Below are 12,903 nucleotides of genomic sequence, written 5' to 3'. Positions count from 1 at the left end.
CGGCGCAGAGATGAAGAGGGCTCAGGCTTCCGAGGGCAGGTCGGCGGCGAGGACGTCGAGCCGGACCTCGCCGTCGGTGACAGCGTTGATCTGGTCGGCCAGCACGTAGACGGCGCCGGTGGGGACCAGTTCGGTGGAGACCTTCAGGTAGCCGGTGCGCAGCAGGCGGGCGGCCAGGTCCGCTGGTACGTCGGGTTCCTCCGTGGCGGCCGATTCGATCAACTCGTCCAGGCTGCTGCCAGGGTCGGCGGTGGGTGCCTGCACGGTCACGGCGTTCGGGTCACCGCGCTGGACGAGGTCCACCGTGCCGACGTCGAGACCGGCGGCGTCCACCACCCGCATGCCGGTGGTGACCCGCGAAACGGTGGCCTGTTGATCGATGCCCTGCTGCTCCATACCCCGCGCGGTTCCCACCCCCCACTCCCCCTAAACCACCCCCACCCCTCACCCCCCACTCCGTTGATCAAGAAGTTTGGGTCGCGCTCGCGCGGTGGCGGGGCGAAAACCTCTTGATCAACGGGGCGATTTGATCAACGGGGCGATGCGCGGGGGCTGGGGGAGAGTTCGCGCCAGGTGTCGGGGCCCTGGAGCAGCGCGCGTACCGTCTCCTCGGCGTCGTCCACGGTGTCGTACTCGTAGAACCGGGATGCGCCTTCGGCGCCGCCGGCACGTTGTTCCACGTACCAGCGGTCGCCGTCCGCTCGAAGGAAGACGTCCCGTCGGGCCAGCCGCCCCCATTTCCCGTTCCACCAGTGCTTTCGCTGCTCCATGGCCGGACTCTATCGAACATGTGTTCGACATGGAGCAGCCCCTGTGGGATTCCCACAGGGGCCGATGTGCGGGTGCCGGAATCAGCGCCCGTTGGGCGGTTCCTCCCGGCGGCCGAGCACGTCGTCCAGGGCGCCGCGCTGCTGGGCGGGGGTGGTCCGGCCGGTGGCGACCAGGGCGTCCCGGATCTCGGTGAGCAGCTTGACCTCCTCGCTCGGTGCCGACGGCGGCGGCTCCTCGCCCCGCTTGCGGCGCTCGGCCAGCTTGTTCATCGGGAAGACGACCAGGAGGTACAGCGCCGCCGCGGTGAGGAGGAACGTGATCAGCGCGTTGACGAAGGCGATCCAGTCGAAAGGAACGCCCCGAAACTCTGGCGCCGTGCCCGCGATGCCGTTGCTGCTCCCGGTGATCAGCAACACGAACACGCGGATCAGTGGTTCCAGGAACGACTTGGTGAGCTGCGTGACCACGCCGGTGAACGCGGCACCGATGACGACGCCGACCGCGAGGTCGACGACGTTGCCGCGCATGATGAAGTCCTTGAAGCCCTTGAGCATCCGTACTCCTGAGGTGTCCGGGTTTTCGTCGAGGACAACCTATGCCTTGGGTGCGGACTCCAGGAAAGCGCCGGCCTCCCGGGCCGCCAGATCCGGGTCGCCGGCCCGGATGGCGGCCACCAGGCGGCCGTGGTCGACGTGCCGGTCCGGTGTCAGGGTGTCGCCCATGGCCTGCGCGACGGTGCTGTGCAGGGCGGTGGCGACCGAGGCGTACAGCTCGGCGAGCATGCCGTTGTGCGCCGCCGCGACGACGGCGGTGTGCAGCGCGACGTCGGCCTCCACGAACTCGGCGACCGCACCGCCGTGCCAGGCCGCCTCGCGGGCCGCCAGCGCGGCGTCGAGGGCGGCCAGGTCCTCGGCGGTACGTCGGCGCGCGGCGAGCCGGGCGGCCTCCACCTCGAAGGCGCGGCGTACCTCGATCACCTCGGTCATCCGGTCGTCGGTGAGGCGGCGGGCCACCACGGGTGCCAGTTCATCGGTGGAGAGCACGTAGGTCCCGGAGCCCTGCCGGCACTCCAGCACCCCGGCGTGGGCCAGTGCCCGGACCGCCTCGCGGACCGTGTTGCGCCCCACGCCGAGATCCTCGACGAGTTGCGGCTCGGTCGGGATGCGGCTGCCGACCGGCCATTCGCCGGCCATGATCCGTCGCCGCAGCCGGGTGATGGTCTCGTTCGTCCGTCGGCCCCGAGGCGGGACGGTGGAATCAACCGCTGGTGGCACTGGTTACAGCCACTCGCCGAAATTCATCCCATGATTGTAGGTTCGAGGTCATGACTCCGCCAACCGCCGGCACCCCCGCCACCGCTGCACCGACCGCCGGCGCCGCACCCGCCGCGAGCGGGGACAACCCGACCGGGAACGGGTCGGTGGATGGGGCGGAGCGGGCGCGTACCGGATGGCTGCTGCTGGTCGGGATGTTGCTGGTGGCGCTGAACCTGCGGGCCGCGATGACCAGCCTCGGCGCACTGCTCGACGAGGTACGCGTCGGACTGGCGCTCTCCGGCACGATGGCGGGCGTCGTCACCACCCTGCCGGCGGTGGCCTTCGCGGGGCTGGGTGCGACCACGCCGTGGCTGGTCCGGCGACTCTCCGCGCCGCGACTGCTGGTGCTGGCGATGATCGCGCTCACCATCGGGCAGGTGCTGCGGGTGCTCACCGACTCCGCCGTGGTGTTCCTGGTCACCAGCGCGCTCGCGCTGGCCGGTATCGCGGTGGCGAACATCCTGCTGCCGATGTTGGTCAAGCAGTACTTCCCGCACCGGACCGGCCTGGTCACCGGGGTGTACATGATGACGTTGACGGCGGGGGCGACGGCGGCGGCCGCGGTCGCGGTGCCGGTGGCGCACGCCTCCGGCTCGTGGCGCGCCGGGCTCGGTGTCTGGGCGGCGCTCGCGGCGGTGGCCGTACTCCCGTGGTTGCCGGCGGCGCTGCGGACCGGTGGGGCCGCGCGGCGAACGGGTCGGCACGGCGGCCGGGCCCGCGCCCGGACCAGCCCCGGGCGGACCCGGCTCGGCTGGGCGATGGCGCTGTACTTCGGTGCGCAGTCGCTGAGCGCGTACGCGATCATGGGCTGGCTGGCCGTGCTGTTCCGGGACGCCGGTTTCCGGCCGCAGGACGCCGGCCTGCTGCTGGCCGGGGTGACCGCGCTCGGGGTGCCGATCGCGCTGCTGATGCCGGTGATGGCCGGCCGCCTGGGCGACCTGCGGCTGCTGGTGCTGGCGTTGACCGCCGCCTCCAGCGTGGCCTATCTGGGGCTGGCGTTCGCGCCGCGTGGCGGCGCGGTGCTGTGGGTGGTGCTGCTGGCGTTGGGGCAGGGTGCCTTCCCGCTCATCCTGGCCACCATCGGGCTGCGCGCCCGGACGGCCGACGGGACGGCCGCGTTGTCGGCCTTCACGCAGAGTGTCGGGTACCTCATCGCGACGCTCGGGCCGCTGGTGGTCGGCATCCTGCACGAATCCACCGGCGGCTGGACCGCGCCACTGGGCTTCCTGCTGGTCGCACTCGCCGTGCAGACCGGGGCGGGAATCGTCATCGCTCGCCCCCGATACATCGAGGACGAGCGAGGCCCCGCTGTGGCCGGTGGGTAGCGCGGTACGGTCAGGAGGAGGCCGGGGTGGGTTCCCCCGCGACCGCCTGATCGACCGTCGGATAGGTGTGCAGGACCTCCACGAGGCCACTCACCTCGAGGATGCGCAACACGCCTCGTTGTGGCGCGGCCAGCCGGACCACTCCGCCGGCCTCGTCGGAGCTGTTCTTCGCGCGGACGAACACCGACAGACCGGTGGAGTCGCAGAACGAGACCTCCGACAGGTCGAACACGAGGCGGCTGCGCCCCTTGTCGAGCAGGTCGGTGATCTGGTCCTGCAGTTGCGGTGCGGTGGCCATGTCCAGTTCACCCGCGACCGACACCACGACCACGTCACCGCGTTGCTCCGTGTGCACCGTCAGGGACATATGCCAGACCTCCTGTTTATCGGAGGAACGGTATCCCACGCGGGGCCCGATACGCAGAACGGGAGCGCGATGAGGTGTCCACCGCCATTCCCTTGCTCTGCGGCAAGTAGTTTGCGGGTCTGCGGTGATAGAGTCCGGCCGGTCCGGGTCTAGGGGGTAGTGGGATGGCGTTGAGCGCTGATGAGAGTGGCCGTCTGGCCGACCTACTCACCAATCAGGCCGGACAGGTCGTCCAGCGGTGGACCGAGGTCGTCGCCGCGCAGTTGCGGGGCCGGCTCAGTCAGGCCGAACTGGTCCGGCAGGTGCAGGAACTGCACCGGGCGCTGGTGGACGCGCTCGGCAAGGGCATGGGTGACCTCGCCGCCGAGGAGGCCACCGAGCTGCGCGCCGTACTCGGCGAGTTGTCCCGTGGGCAGGCCCGGCAGGGCTTCACCGCCACCGAGACCGCCAGCGGCGTGTTCGCCCTCAAGGAGGCCCTGCTCGCGGTCATGGAAACCGACCAGCGCACCGAGACGCTGCGTGACTTCGTCGCCTTCTCGGCGCTGGTCGACCAGATGGGCCTGTTCACCTTCGAGACCTTCGTCCGCACCCGGGAGAGCCTGATCGCCGACCAGGCCGAGCAGTTGCTGGAGCTGTCCACCCCGGTGGTCAAGCTCTGGGAGGGCGTGGTGGCGGTGCCGCTGGTCGGCACGCTCGACTCGGCCCGCGCCCAGGTGGTGATGGAACGGCTGCTGCAGACCCTGGTCGACACCGGCTCGCCGTACGCGATCATCGACATCACCGGCGTGCCGGCGGTGGACACCCAGGTCGCCCAGCACATCCTGAAGACCGTGGTGGCGGCGCGGCTGATGGGCGCCGACTGCATCATCTCCGGCATCCGGCCGCAGATCGCCCAGACCATCGTCGCGCTCGGCATCGAGTTCGGTGACATCGCCACCAAGGCGAGCCTCGCCGACGCGCTGCGTCACGTGCTGCGGCTCACCGGCGTCGAGGCGCACCGACGCCAGCCTCGCCGGGAGGCGTGATGGAGCGGGTGCCGATTCTCAAGATCGGCGATATCCTGCTGGTCTCCATCCAGCTCGACATGTCCGATCAGACGGCCGTGGCCCTCCAGGAGGACCTGGCCGAGCGGATCGTCGCCACCGGTTGTCACGGCGTGATCATCGACATCACCGCGCTGGACATCGTCGACTCCTTCGTCGGCCGGATGCTCTCCACCATCGCCTCCATCTCCCGGGTGCTCGACGCCGAGACGGTGGTGGTCGGGATGCGTCCGGCGGTCGCCATCACCCTGGTCGAGCTGGGCCTGTCGCTCAACGGCATCCGGACCGCCCTGAACGTCGAGCGCGGGATGGAACTCATCGCGGCCGACCGCGCCTACGACGACCACGACGACGACTTCCACGACGGACCGGACCCCGAGCCGACGGCGTCGCCATGACCAGCGGCGTCGACCTGGGGCGTCCCCAGGCGCAGACGGTCGGCAGCGACGAGGACGTGGTACGCGTCAGGCAACTGGTGCGTGCCGTGGCGGTGGCGGCCAAGCTGTCGCTGGTCGACCAGACCAAGGTGGTCACCGCGGCCAGCGAGCTGGCCCGGAACACACTGGTGTACGGCGGTGGCGGGACGGTCGAGGTGTCCGCCGTCGACAACGGTCGCCGGTCCGGCCTCACGATCGTCTTCGCGGACGACGGCCCGGGCATCGCCGACCTGGATCTCGCGTTGACTGACGGCTACACCACCGGTGGCGGCCTCGGTCTCGGCCTCAGCGGCGCCCGGCGGCTGGTGGACGAGTTCGACATCCAGACCGCCCCGGGCCAGGGCACCCGGATCACGATCACCAAGTGGTCCCGGTGACCGCCGCGCCGGTCTCCGACCGGGGCACCTGGCACCGCGTGGAGAACGGCAGCGCCGGCAGTGCCGTGCGGCGGGCGGCCGAGCGCCTGGGGGGACAACTGGCGCTGCCCGAGGGCCGGATCGCCGACCTGGCCATCGTCGCCGCCGAGCTGACCAGCAATCTGATCAAGCACGCCGACGACGGTGTACTGCTGCTCCGGCCGGTACGCCGCGAGCTGGACGCCGGCGTCGAGCTGATCGCCCTGGACTCCGGGCCCGGCATGGCCGACCTGGCGCACTCCGCCCGGGACGGGCACTCCACCACCGGCACCCTCGGCATCGGCCTCGGCGCGATAGTGCGACAGGCGAGCTGGTTCGACGCGTACTCGTGGCCGGGGCGGGGCACCGTCATCGCGGTACGCGTATTCGACGGCGCGGACACCGACCCTTCCTGGGTCGGCGGGCTGACCCGGCCGCTGACCGGCGAGACGGTCAGCGGGGACGGTTACGCCTGGCGGATAGTCGGCGATCGCCGGCAGGTGCTGGTCACCGACGGTCTCGGGCACGGCCCGCTGGCCGCGGCGGCGACCGACGCCGCGCTCACCGCGTTCCGCAGCGCCCCGGCCGCAGCCCCGGCCGAAGTGGTCGCCTACCTGCACCGGTCGCTGTCGCACACCCGTGGCGCCGCGCTTGCGGTGGCCGAGCCGGACCCGGCGGGCGCAGTGCTGCGGTACGCCGGGCTGGGCAACATCAACGGCGTGGTCATCGACGCGGACGGGCGGCGGCGCGGCCTGGTCTCACTGCCCGGCATCGCCGGACACCAGCGACCCGCGATCCGGCAGTACGACTACCCGTTCGGCCCGGACAGCCTTCTGGTGATGCACTCCGATGGGGTGGTGGACCGCTGGCGGATCGAGGACTATCCCGGTCTCGTCGGACGGTCGCCGTTGGTGACGGCCGCCACCCTGCTGCGGGACGCCGGCACCCGCCGTGACGACGCCGGGGTCTTGGTGGCGAGGTCCTGGTCATGAACACCGCTGCGCTGATGCAGATGGCGCTCCGGGTCGAACAGGACATCTTCGTGGCCCGCCAGCGGGGCCGTGAGGTGGCCGACGCACTCGGCCTGGAGCGTCAGGACCAGGTCCGGATCGCCACGGCGATCAGCGAGGTGGCCCGGGACCTGCTGCGGGCCGTCGGCGGGGCGGACATGGCTTTCGCCGTCGCCGACACCGTGGACGGCCGTCACCACCTGCGCATCGACCTCGTTCCGGTGGCTCCACTGCCGGATGGGCGTTACCGGCCTGGCTCCGCCGCGGTGGTGCGTCTGGTGGACACGCTCGATGTGGTTGTCGAGAAGCAAGTTACGGTCGTGAGGATGTCGCGACGGATCCCGGCCACCGCACAGGCGCTCACCACCGAGCGTCTCGCCCATCTGCGCGCCCAGCTCGCGCAGAGCGCGCCGGGCACCGCCGAGGAGGAACTCGCGACCCAGAATTCGCAGCTCATCGCCGCTCTCGACGAGGTGCGCATCCAGCGTGACGAGTTGGCCCGGCTCAACGAGGAACTAGAGCAGACCAACCAGGGTGTGATGGCGCTGTACCACCAGCTCACCGACGAGTTGGAGGCTACCAACCGGGGCGTGGTGGCGCTCTATGCGGAGCTGGACGAGAAGTCGGCGCAGTTGCGCGCGGCGAGCGAGTCCAAGACGCGGTTCCTGGCGAACGTCAGCCACGAGCTGCGGGCCCCGGTCACCGCGATCATCGGGCTGGGCCGCTTGCTGGACGATTCCGCCTCCGACCCCCTCACCGACGAGCAGGAGCGCCAGGTCGGCCTGATCCGGGACTCCGCCTCGGATCTGCTGTCCCTGGTCAACGAGTTGCTTGACCTGGCCAAGGCGGAGTCCGGCCGGATCGAGCCGGCCATCGCGGACGTGGACCTCAAGGCCCTCTTCGGGCAGTTGCGGGGCACCCTGCGGGCGCTGCCCACCGCCGGTGGCGTGGCGCTGGTGGTGGAGGAACCGCCGGCACCAGCCACGGTGCGGACCGACGAGGTGCTGCTCGCCCAGGTGCTGCGCAACCTGCTGCACAACGGGTTGAAGTTCACCGCCGAGGGCGAGGTGCGGATGCGCGCCGAGCGGCACGACGGTGGCTGGCGACTCTCCGTATCGGACACCGGGCCGGGGATCCCCGCAGAGCTGCACGAGCGGGTGTTCGAGGAGTTCTACCAGGCGCCCGGCCCGACCCGGTTCGGCGGCACCGGCCTCGGCCTGCCGTACGCCCGGCGGCTGGTGGCTCTGCTCGGCGGGGCCCTCGACCTGGTCAGCGAGCCCGGCCGGGGCAGCACCTTCACGGTTTCGCTGCCGGCGGACGGAACCTGACGTGGACGGCGCGGCGACAGTGCTGGTGGTCGACGACAGCCGGACCAAGCGCTACCTGCTGGTGAGCTGGCTGAGCCGGGCCGGCTTCACCGTGCTGGAGGCCGAGACCGGCACCGAGGCGTTGAGCCGGGTCGGAGTGGACCCGATCGACCTGGTGGTGCTCGACGTCCGACTGCCGGACATGAGCGGCTTCGAGGTCTGCGAGCAGCTCAAGTCGGCGCACCCGGCGCTACCGGTGATCCACGTGTCCGCCCACGCGATCGACGCGACCGACCGCACCCAGGGGCTGACCCGTGGGGCGGACGCCTATCTCGCGGAGCCGATCGAGCCGGACGAGCTGGTCGCCACCGCCCACGCGGTGCTGCGCTACTACCAGGCGCGGCAACGGGCCGAACTGCTCGCCGAGCGGCTGACCCGGCTGGCCGACACCACCCTGGCGGTGCACTCCGCGCCGAACTTCGCCCGGCTGCTGGAGGCGGCTGCGGCGGGTGCCGCCGAGATATTCAAGAGTCCGGCCGCGGTGATCGCCGAGACCTTCGACGGCGACTGCCTGGCCGGAGTCGGTGCCGGTCCCGGCGCCGAGGGCGGCATCGTGCCCTGGGCGGTCGACGACACCGGCGTACCGACCGGCACCGTCGTCACCGTGCAGGACCCCGCTGGCTGGACGCTCACCGACTGGCCGGCCGGCGACACGCTCACGGTGGCCGCCGCCCGGCTGCGCGAGGACCGCGCCCCGATCTACGTCGTGGTTCCCACCGCCACCCAGACCGCCCGTTCGCCGGTGCTGGTCCAGCTCGCCCAGGCGGTGGCGTCGGCGGTGGAGGCGCAGCGCTCCTTCGACGAGGAACACCGGATCGCGGTGACCCTGCAACGCAGCCTGCTGCCGCGCCGCATCCCCGAGATCGCCGGGCTCGACCTGGCCGTCCGCTACGAGCCGGCCAGCGCCCGGACCGAGGTGGGCGGCGACTTCTACGAACTCGTGATGCTCGACGGTCACCTGCTGCTGGCCATCGGCGATGTGGCGGGTCACTCACTGCACGCGGCGACCGTGATGGCCGAGCTGCGGCACGCGGTGCGGGCGTACGCGGTGGAGGGGCACCAGCCGGGCGAGATCCTGCACCGGGTCAACGAGTTGATGCGGACGCTGCTGCCCAACGAGCTGGCGACCATCTGCGTGCTGCTGTTGGACCCGTCCACCGGACACGTCCGGCTGGCCAGCGCCGGGCACCTGCCGCCGCTGATCAGTCAGGACGGCAAGGTCGAGTACGTGCAGCACTCCGCGCCGCTGCTCGGGGTGCGCGCACCCCGCCCGGCCGACCTGGAGTTCGTACTGCCGGCCGGCGCGACGATCGTCTTCTACACCGACGGGCTGATCGAACGGCGGGACGTCACCATCGACGACGGGATGATCGCCCTGTCCGCAAGCGCGTCGCGGGTGGACGGCGATCTGGACCGCTTCTGCGAGCGCCTGCTCGTCGAACTCGCCCCGGACGAGATCCAGGACGACGTCGCCGTCGTCGCCCTCCGCCGCCGCTGAGGAACCCTGGGCCGGTCTACCCCTGCTCGTCGTCTGCGGGCGGACGCGGCTGTCGGTACTGGCGGATGTACTCCTCGACGTCAGCGCGTAGCCAGATCTTGCCAACCGATAGGACCTGGTACGGCTGCGGGAAGTTCGGATGCGTGGCGATCTGGCGGAAGCGGGATCGACCCACGCCGAGCATCGCCAGGATCTCGCCAGCGGCCACCAGAGGCCCAGGCCCACGGTCCTTGCCCATGCCAAGGAAGGTAGGCGCACGCTTGCCTGTCAATAGGATCGCGCATGAGTGGGTACGCCTTTAGGGGCGCGCCAACATTGACAGGGGGGTGGGTGTCGGGTTGGGATGGGGTAGGCCCCTCGGCTGCTGGAGGCCGAGCCCGGCGGCCGAGGGCTCGCCGCCCGTCTCGCCCCCGGGAGGAGCCCCGAATGACGCAACGGCACGCCCCCGTCAAGCCCCTCTGGTTCTGTGCCGCCTGCGCGCACGGCTGGCCGTGTACGCAGGCCCGAGTCGAACTCGCGGCCGACTACGGCCCCGGTCGACTGCTCGCGCTGGACATGGCCGATCTGCTCAGGGAGGCGACCGCCGACCTGACCCGGCTCGGAGCGCCACCCGAACCGATGTACTTCCACGTCCGCTTTCTCGGCTGGATCCGCAATCCGGCCCGATGACCGCTCCGCTCGACGTGCTGGGCCGCTTCCTCGTGGATCTCGGTACCAACGCGCCCCTCAAGGGGCCGTTGTTTCGCACCAAGATTCAATGGCAAGCCTTGGCCGGGGGAGTGGCGACGCGGTCAGTGTCGCCGTGCAGGGGGCCGCGCGCGATCCTGCGTCGATCTGGCTGAGGAAGAGGCGTTGCAGTCGGCGGACCGAGAGACCGTTGTCGCGGGCGAACCCGTCGACCCGCCGTACGTTCCGGTCGGTCCGGATCGCCTCGGCCAGCCGCATCACCTCGTCGGTGACCGGGGTGGGTCGAGGTTTCCAGCCGGTCAGCAGGTCGTTCAGGGCGCGGCAGCGGGCGGCATCCGTACCGGCGCAGATCGCCGGGCTCGGCGCGGCGGCCGGCGGCCAGTGGTCGGCCAGGTCCGCGAACGACCGGCGTCGGCCCGTCAGCTCCACCATCGGGCGACGCCAGAACGGGTGGAAGCCGTCCGGCCGGAACTGGATGCCGCAGACCTGTCCGGTGCCACCGGCCAGGCGTACGAGCCAACACCGGCATGCTGCCCGCGTTGCACGAGCTGGCCGGCCAGCTCGGACCGACGGCCCGGTAGATGGGCGTCTTCGTGGAGCCGGTGGCCGTCGACGCTGCCCTGCCGGATGTGCCCCGCCTGCTCCGTGACCGGCCGCGACCCGGCCTGATTCCCGGCCGGCCGATCGCGGACATTCCGTAATCAAGGGAGTGCACAGCGTCAGCGAATGTCTGATCCAAGCGGCACGGACGCTCGTTGATCCGAAGTGTTCCTCACCGGCGCCGGCTCCAGCGCCGACGACGCCATGGGGTCGCTGCGTAGGCTGCGAGTCCTGCGGCGAGGAGTGCGACGCTGAGGACGAGGCTGGGCAGGTCGTCGTGGGGTCGTGCGCTGAACTCCCACCATTGGTAATGCTGGTTTCCGCTGTATCCCCAGTACCAGAGCACCAGGGCGGTCCCCGAGGGCAGTGTCCAGGCCAGTCGCCATCCGAGGATGGCTCCCGCAATCAGGGCGAGTCCAAACCAGGCGATCCAGGAGCGGGCAGTGATCGTGAGCACTGCGGGATGCAGCATGATTGAGCAGATGAACAGGTAGATCGCAGCACAGCCGACACTCAGGCCAGCGAGGTAGCGGCGTTGCATAGATCTTAGTCGTTGGGTTGTGACCTGTTCCAGGTCGGCGAGCGGGCTGGTCAGCGCGAGGACCGGCAGGACGGCAGCCCCCATGGCGATCATGCGCCACAGGGGAATCGTGGGCTTTCCCTCCTGGACGGCCATGGGGATCGTTGTCTGCACCAGGCCGAACCAGGCGGTGAGCGCGCCCAGCAGGACGGTGACGGCCAGGACGGTCCGGGCTGGCCGGACGGCGAGGAACAGCCGGAGCGGGCTCGTCATTGCAGGCAGGTCAGTTTCTCGGCTGGCAGTAACGGCCACGGAGTTCCCTCACCTCACCTTCGGCCCACCGGAACTGATCGTCACGGGAGCGATCTGCGGCGACTGCGCGCCCCTTCGCCCACGCCTGCTGCATCTCTTCCGGGGCATTGGTGTGGTAGTCGGGGCTGACCCCACCAACTAGATACGCCTCCAGCCATTTGTCGACGGTTGAGAGCCGGGCCGAGTCCGGTCCGGTGAGATTCGTCCAGTCGCAGCTCTGGAAGTCCTGGTAGCCAAAGGTTTCGCTGACGATCGCCGTGCCGATGCTACCCGCGTAGGACCACGGACTTCCCTCCAGGATGTTGAAGGTGGGTGGGCCGGCGTCGGCATCGATGTACTTTCCTCCGTCGGGTCCGATGTATCTCACCGGGTGAAGGCCGAACTCGTTGATGAGCGGTGGGCGGGTGAAGGTGGCCGGGAGTTCGTCGATGCGCTCGTTGATCTCCTGCAATCGCGGAAGGTACTTCTCGCTCTCTGGCCAGATGCACAGCCTCGTCGTGCCGTCGAGGCAGAGCGCCCTGTCGCCCGGCGGTTGACGGTCGGTCACCACGCTGGTGGTGCCCATGACGACCAGGAGGAACAGTGCCACCGGAAGCAGTGCTGTCGCTCTCCACCGACGCTGCCGCGGCACCGCGGCGCCGGGCAGCCACAGCATGACGAGCAGCAGAGCCACAACCAGACCCAGTCGTAGGGCCATCGGCAGTGGGTCGACCGCCACCGCCGGCCGGCCGGACACCACGACGAACTCGACCCGGTCCAGCAACACGGTCAGGAACAGGAAGCCCAACGCCGCCGTGAAAGCGGAGAAGACGGGCCCGAGCAGCCGGCCGCACGCCCAGCCGATCGCGACCGACAGCAGGATCCCGAACAAGCCAAGCACAAAATATCCCAGCCAGAGGTGCACCCCCGGCGGGAACGTGCGGGCGGTCGCCGTGAAGGCCACTGCCTGACCGATCAGGTACGGAATCAGCAGAACCACCAGAGTTGCGGCGAGCCGATGCGCCTCGACACGTGCCGGGTGGACCCGCGCCGCCCCGAGCTGCTCCTCAAGCCTATGACGCACAGGGGCGCTCGCTGCCCAGGCGGCCGCACCGGCTCCGACCACCCCGAGCAGGTAAGCGGGCACCTGCGCTGCGGCACCGGTCTCCGGCCAGACGCCGATCCAGTATCGGTTACGTAGAAACACCACCGCCACATCGAGAACGACGAGCACGGGGAGAGCCCACCGGATCGGGGAGTTGCGAACGTGTAGCCA

At 70.5% G+C, this 12,903-nt stretch carries 17 protein-coding genes; 8 read left to right on the top strand and 9 right to left on the bottom strand.

The features are described from left to right. Positions 1-21: 21 nt before the first annotated feature. The 4 genes from ID554_RS11610 to ID554_RS11595 all read right to left on the bottom strand — a co-directional run bounded on the left by ID554_RS11610 (position 22) and on the right by ID554_RS11595 (position 2,045). Positions 22-396 (bottom strand): hypothetical protein, encoded by a 375-nt coding sequence (locus tag ID554_RS11610; RefSeq protein WP_396888546.1) that lies wholly within the window; start codon positions 394-396, stop codon positions 22-24. Between the two features lie 134 nt (positions 397-530). Continuing rightward, on the bottom strand, positions 531-770 hold the full coding sequence (locus ID554_RS11605; RefSeq protein WP_117229353.1) for a hypothetical protein: 240 nt from the start codon (positions 768-770) through the stop codon (positions 531-533). Between the two features lie 81 nt (positions 771-851). Continuing rightward, positions 852-1,325, bottom strand: a complete 474-nt coding sequence (mscL, locus tag ID554_RS11600) for a large conductance mechanosensitive channel protein MscL (protein ID WP_117229352.1) — start codon at positions 1,323-1,325, stop codon at positions 852-854. 39 nt (positions 1,326-1,364) lie between these two features. Next, complete coding sequence (locus ID554_RS11595; RefSeq protein WP_117229351.1) at positions 1,365-2,045, bottom strand: FadR/GntR family transcriptional regulator; 681 nt, start codon at positions 2,043-2,045, stop codon at positions 1,365-1,367. 50 nt (positions 2,046-2,095) lie between these two features. On the opposite strand from ID554_RS11595, the gene ID554_RS11590 reads away from it, so the two are divergent. Beyond that, entirely contained in the window at positions 2,096-3,412 is a 1,317-nt protein-coding gene (locus ID554_RS11590) for an MFS transporter (protein ID WP_117229350.1), read from the top strand. Positions 3,413-3,422: 10 nt separating this feature from the next. Here the strand turns inward: ID554_RS11590 and ID554_RS11585 are convergent, their stop codons facing one another. Continuing rightward, a complete protein-coding gene (locus ID554_RS11585; protein WP_117229349.1) occupies positions 3,423-3,779 on the bottom strand; it encodes an STAS domain-containing protein in 357 nt (118 codons plus the stop codon). A 164-nt stretch (positions 3,780-3,943) separates the two neighbouring features. On the opposite strand from ID554_RS11585, the gene ID554_RS11580 reads away from it, so the two are divergent. From ID554_RS11580 to ID554_RS11555, 6 genes are read left to right on the top strand one after another with little or no spacing between them, the layout of a single operon-like run. Beyond that, positions 3,944-4,804: an STAS domain-containing protein gene (locus ID554_RS11580; protein ID WP_117229348.1), complete on the top strand. Its 861-nt coding sequence runs from the start codon at positions 3,944-3,946 to the stop codon at positions 4,802-4,804. Next, a complete protein-coding gene (locus ID554_RS11575; RefSeq protein ID WP_117229347.1) occupies positions 4,804-5,220 on the top strand; it encodes an STAS domain-containing protein in 417 nt (138 codons plus the stop codon). Before ID554_RS11580 ends, ID554_RS11575 begins: the two co-directional genes overlap by 1 nt. Then, positions 5,217-5,636, top strand: a complete 420-nt coding sequence (locus ID554_RS11570) for an ATP-binding protein (RefSeq protein ID WP_117229346.1) — start codon at positions 5,217-5,219, stop codon at positions 5,634-5,636. The genes ID554_RS11575 and ID554_RS11570 overlap by 4 nt, the downstream gene beginning before the upstream one ends. After that, on the top strand, positions 5,624-6,646 hold the full coding sequence (locus ID554_RS11565) for an ATP-binding SpoIIE family protein phosphatase (protein ID WP_191088784.1): 1,023 nt from the start codon (positions 5,624-5,626) through the stop codon (positions 6,644-6,646). The genes ID554_RS11570 and ID554_RS11565 overlap by 13 nt, the downstream gene beginning before the upstream one ends. Beyond that, positions 6,643-7,992 (top strand): ATP-binding protein, encoded by a 1,350-nt coding sequence (locus ID554_RS11560; protein ID WP_117229345.1) that lies wholly within the window; start codon positions 6,643-6,645, stop codon positions 7,990-7,992. The genes ID554_RS11565 and ID554_RS11560 overlap by 4 nt, the downstream gene beginning before the upstream one ends. A 1-nt stretch (position 7,993) precedes the next feature. Next, the gene (locus tag ID554_RS11555) at positions 7,994-9,529 is read left to right on the top strand and encodes a SpoIIE family protein phosphatase (protein ID WP_117229344.1); all 1,536 of its coding nucleotides are present in this window, start codon (positions 7,994-7,996) and stop codon (positions 9,527-9,529) included. Between the two features lie 16 nt (positions 9,530-9,545). Here ID554_RS11555 and ID554_RS11550 read toward each other — a convergent pair whose 3' ends face one another. After that, positions 9,546-9,767: a helix-turn-helix transcriptional regulator gene (locus ID554_RS11550; protein WP_117229343.1), complete on the bottom strand. Its 222-nt coding sequence runs from the start codon at positions 9,765-9,767 to the stop codon at positions 9,546-9,548. Positions 9,768-9,955: 188 nt separating this feature from the next. Between ID554_RS11550 and ID554_RS11545 the strand changes: the two genes are divergently transcribed. Continuing rightward, positions 9,956-10,198, top strand: a complete 243-nt coding sequence (locus tag ID554_RS11545) for a flavin reductase (RefSeq protein ID WP_117229342.1) — start codon at positions 9,956-9,958, stop codon at positions 10,196-10,198. A gap of 57 nt (positions 10,199-10,255) precedes the next feature. Here the strand turns inward: ID554_RS11545 and ID554_RS11540 are convergent, their stop codons facing one another. From ID554_RS11540 to ID554_RS11530, 3 genes are all read right to left on the bottom strand, one after another. Further along, on the bottom strand, positions 10,256-10,648 hold the full coding sequence (locus ID554_RS11540; protein ID WP_117229341.1) for a hypothetical protein: 393 nt from the start codon (positions 10,646-10,648) through the stop codon (positions 10,256-10,258). A gap of 340 nt (positions 10,649-10,988) precedes the next feature. Beyond that, on the bottom strand, positions 10,989-11,609 hold the full coding sequence (locus ID554_RS11535) for a hypothetical protein (RefSeq protein ID WP_117229340.1): 621 nt from the start codon (positions 11,607-11,609) through the stop codon (positions 10,989-10,991). A gap of 10 nt (positions 11,610-11,619) precedes the next feature. Next, complete coding sequence (locus ID554_RS11530; RefSeq protein ID WP_223884543.1) at positions 11,620-12,861, bottom strand: hypothetical protein; 1,242 nt, start codon at positions 12,859-12,861, stop codon at positions 11,620-11,622. Positions 12,862-12,903: the final 42 nt, after the last annotated feature.

The sequence above is a fragment of the Micromonospora craniellae genome, assembly GCF_014764405.1.
GTDB classification, from domain to species: domain Bacteria; phylum Actinomycetota; class Actinomycetes; order Mycobacteriales; family Micromonosporaceae; genus Micromonospora; species Micromonospora craniellae.
This window is presented reverse-complemented; position numbering and strand designations above follow the sequence as displayed.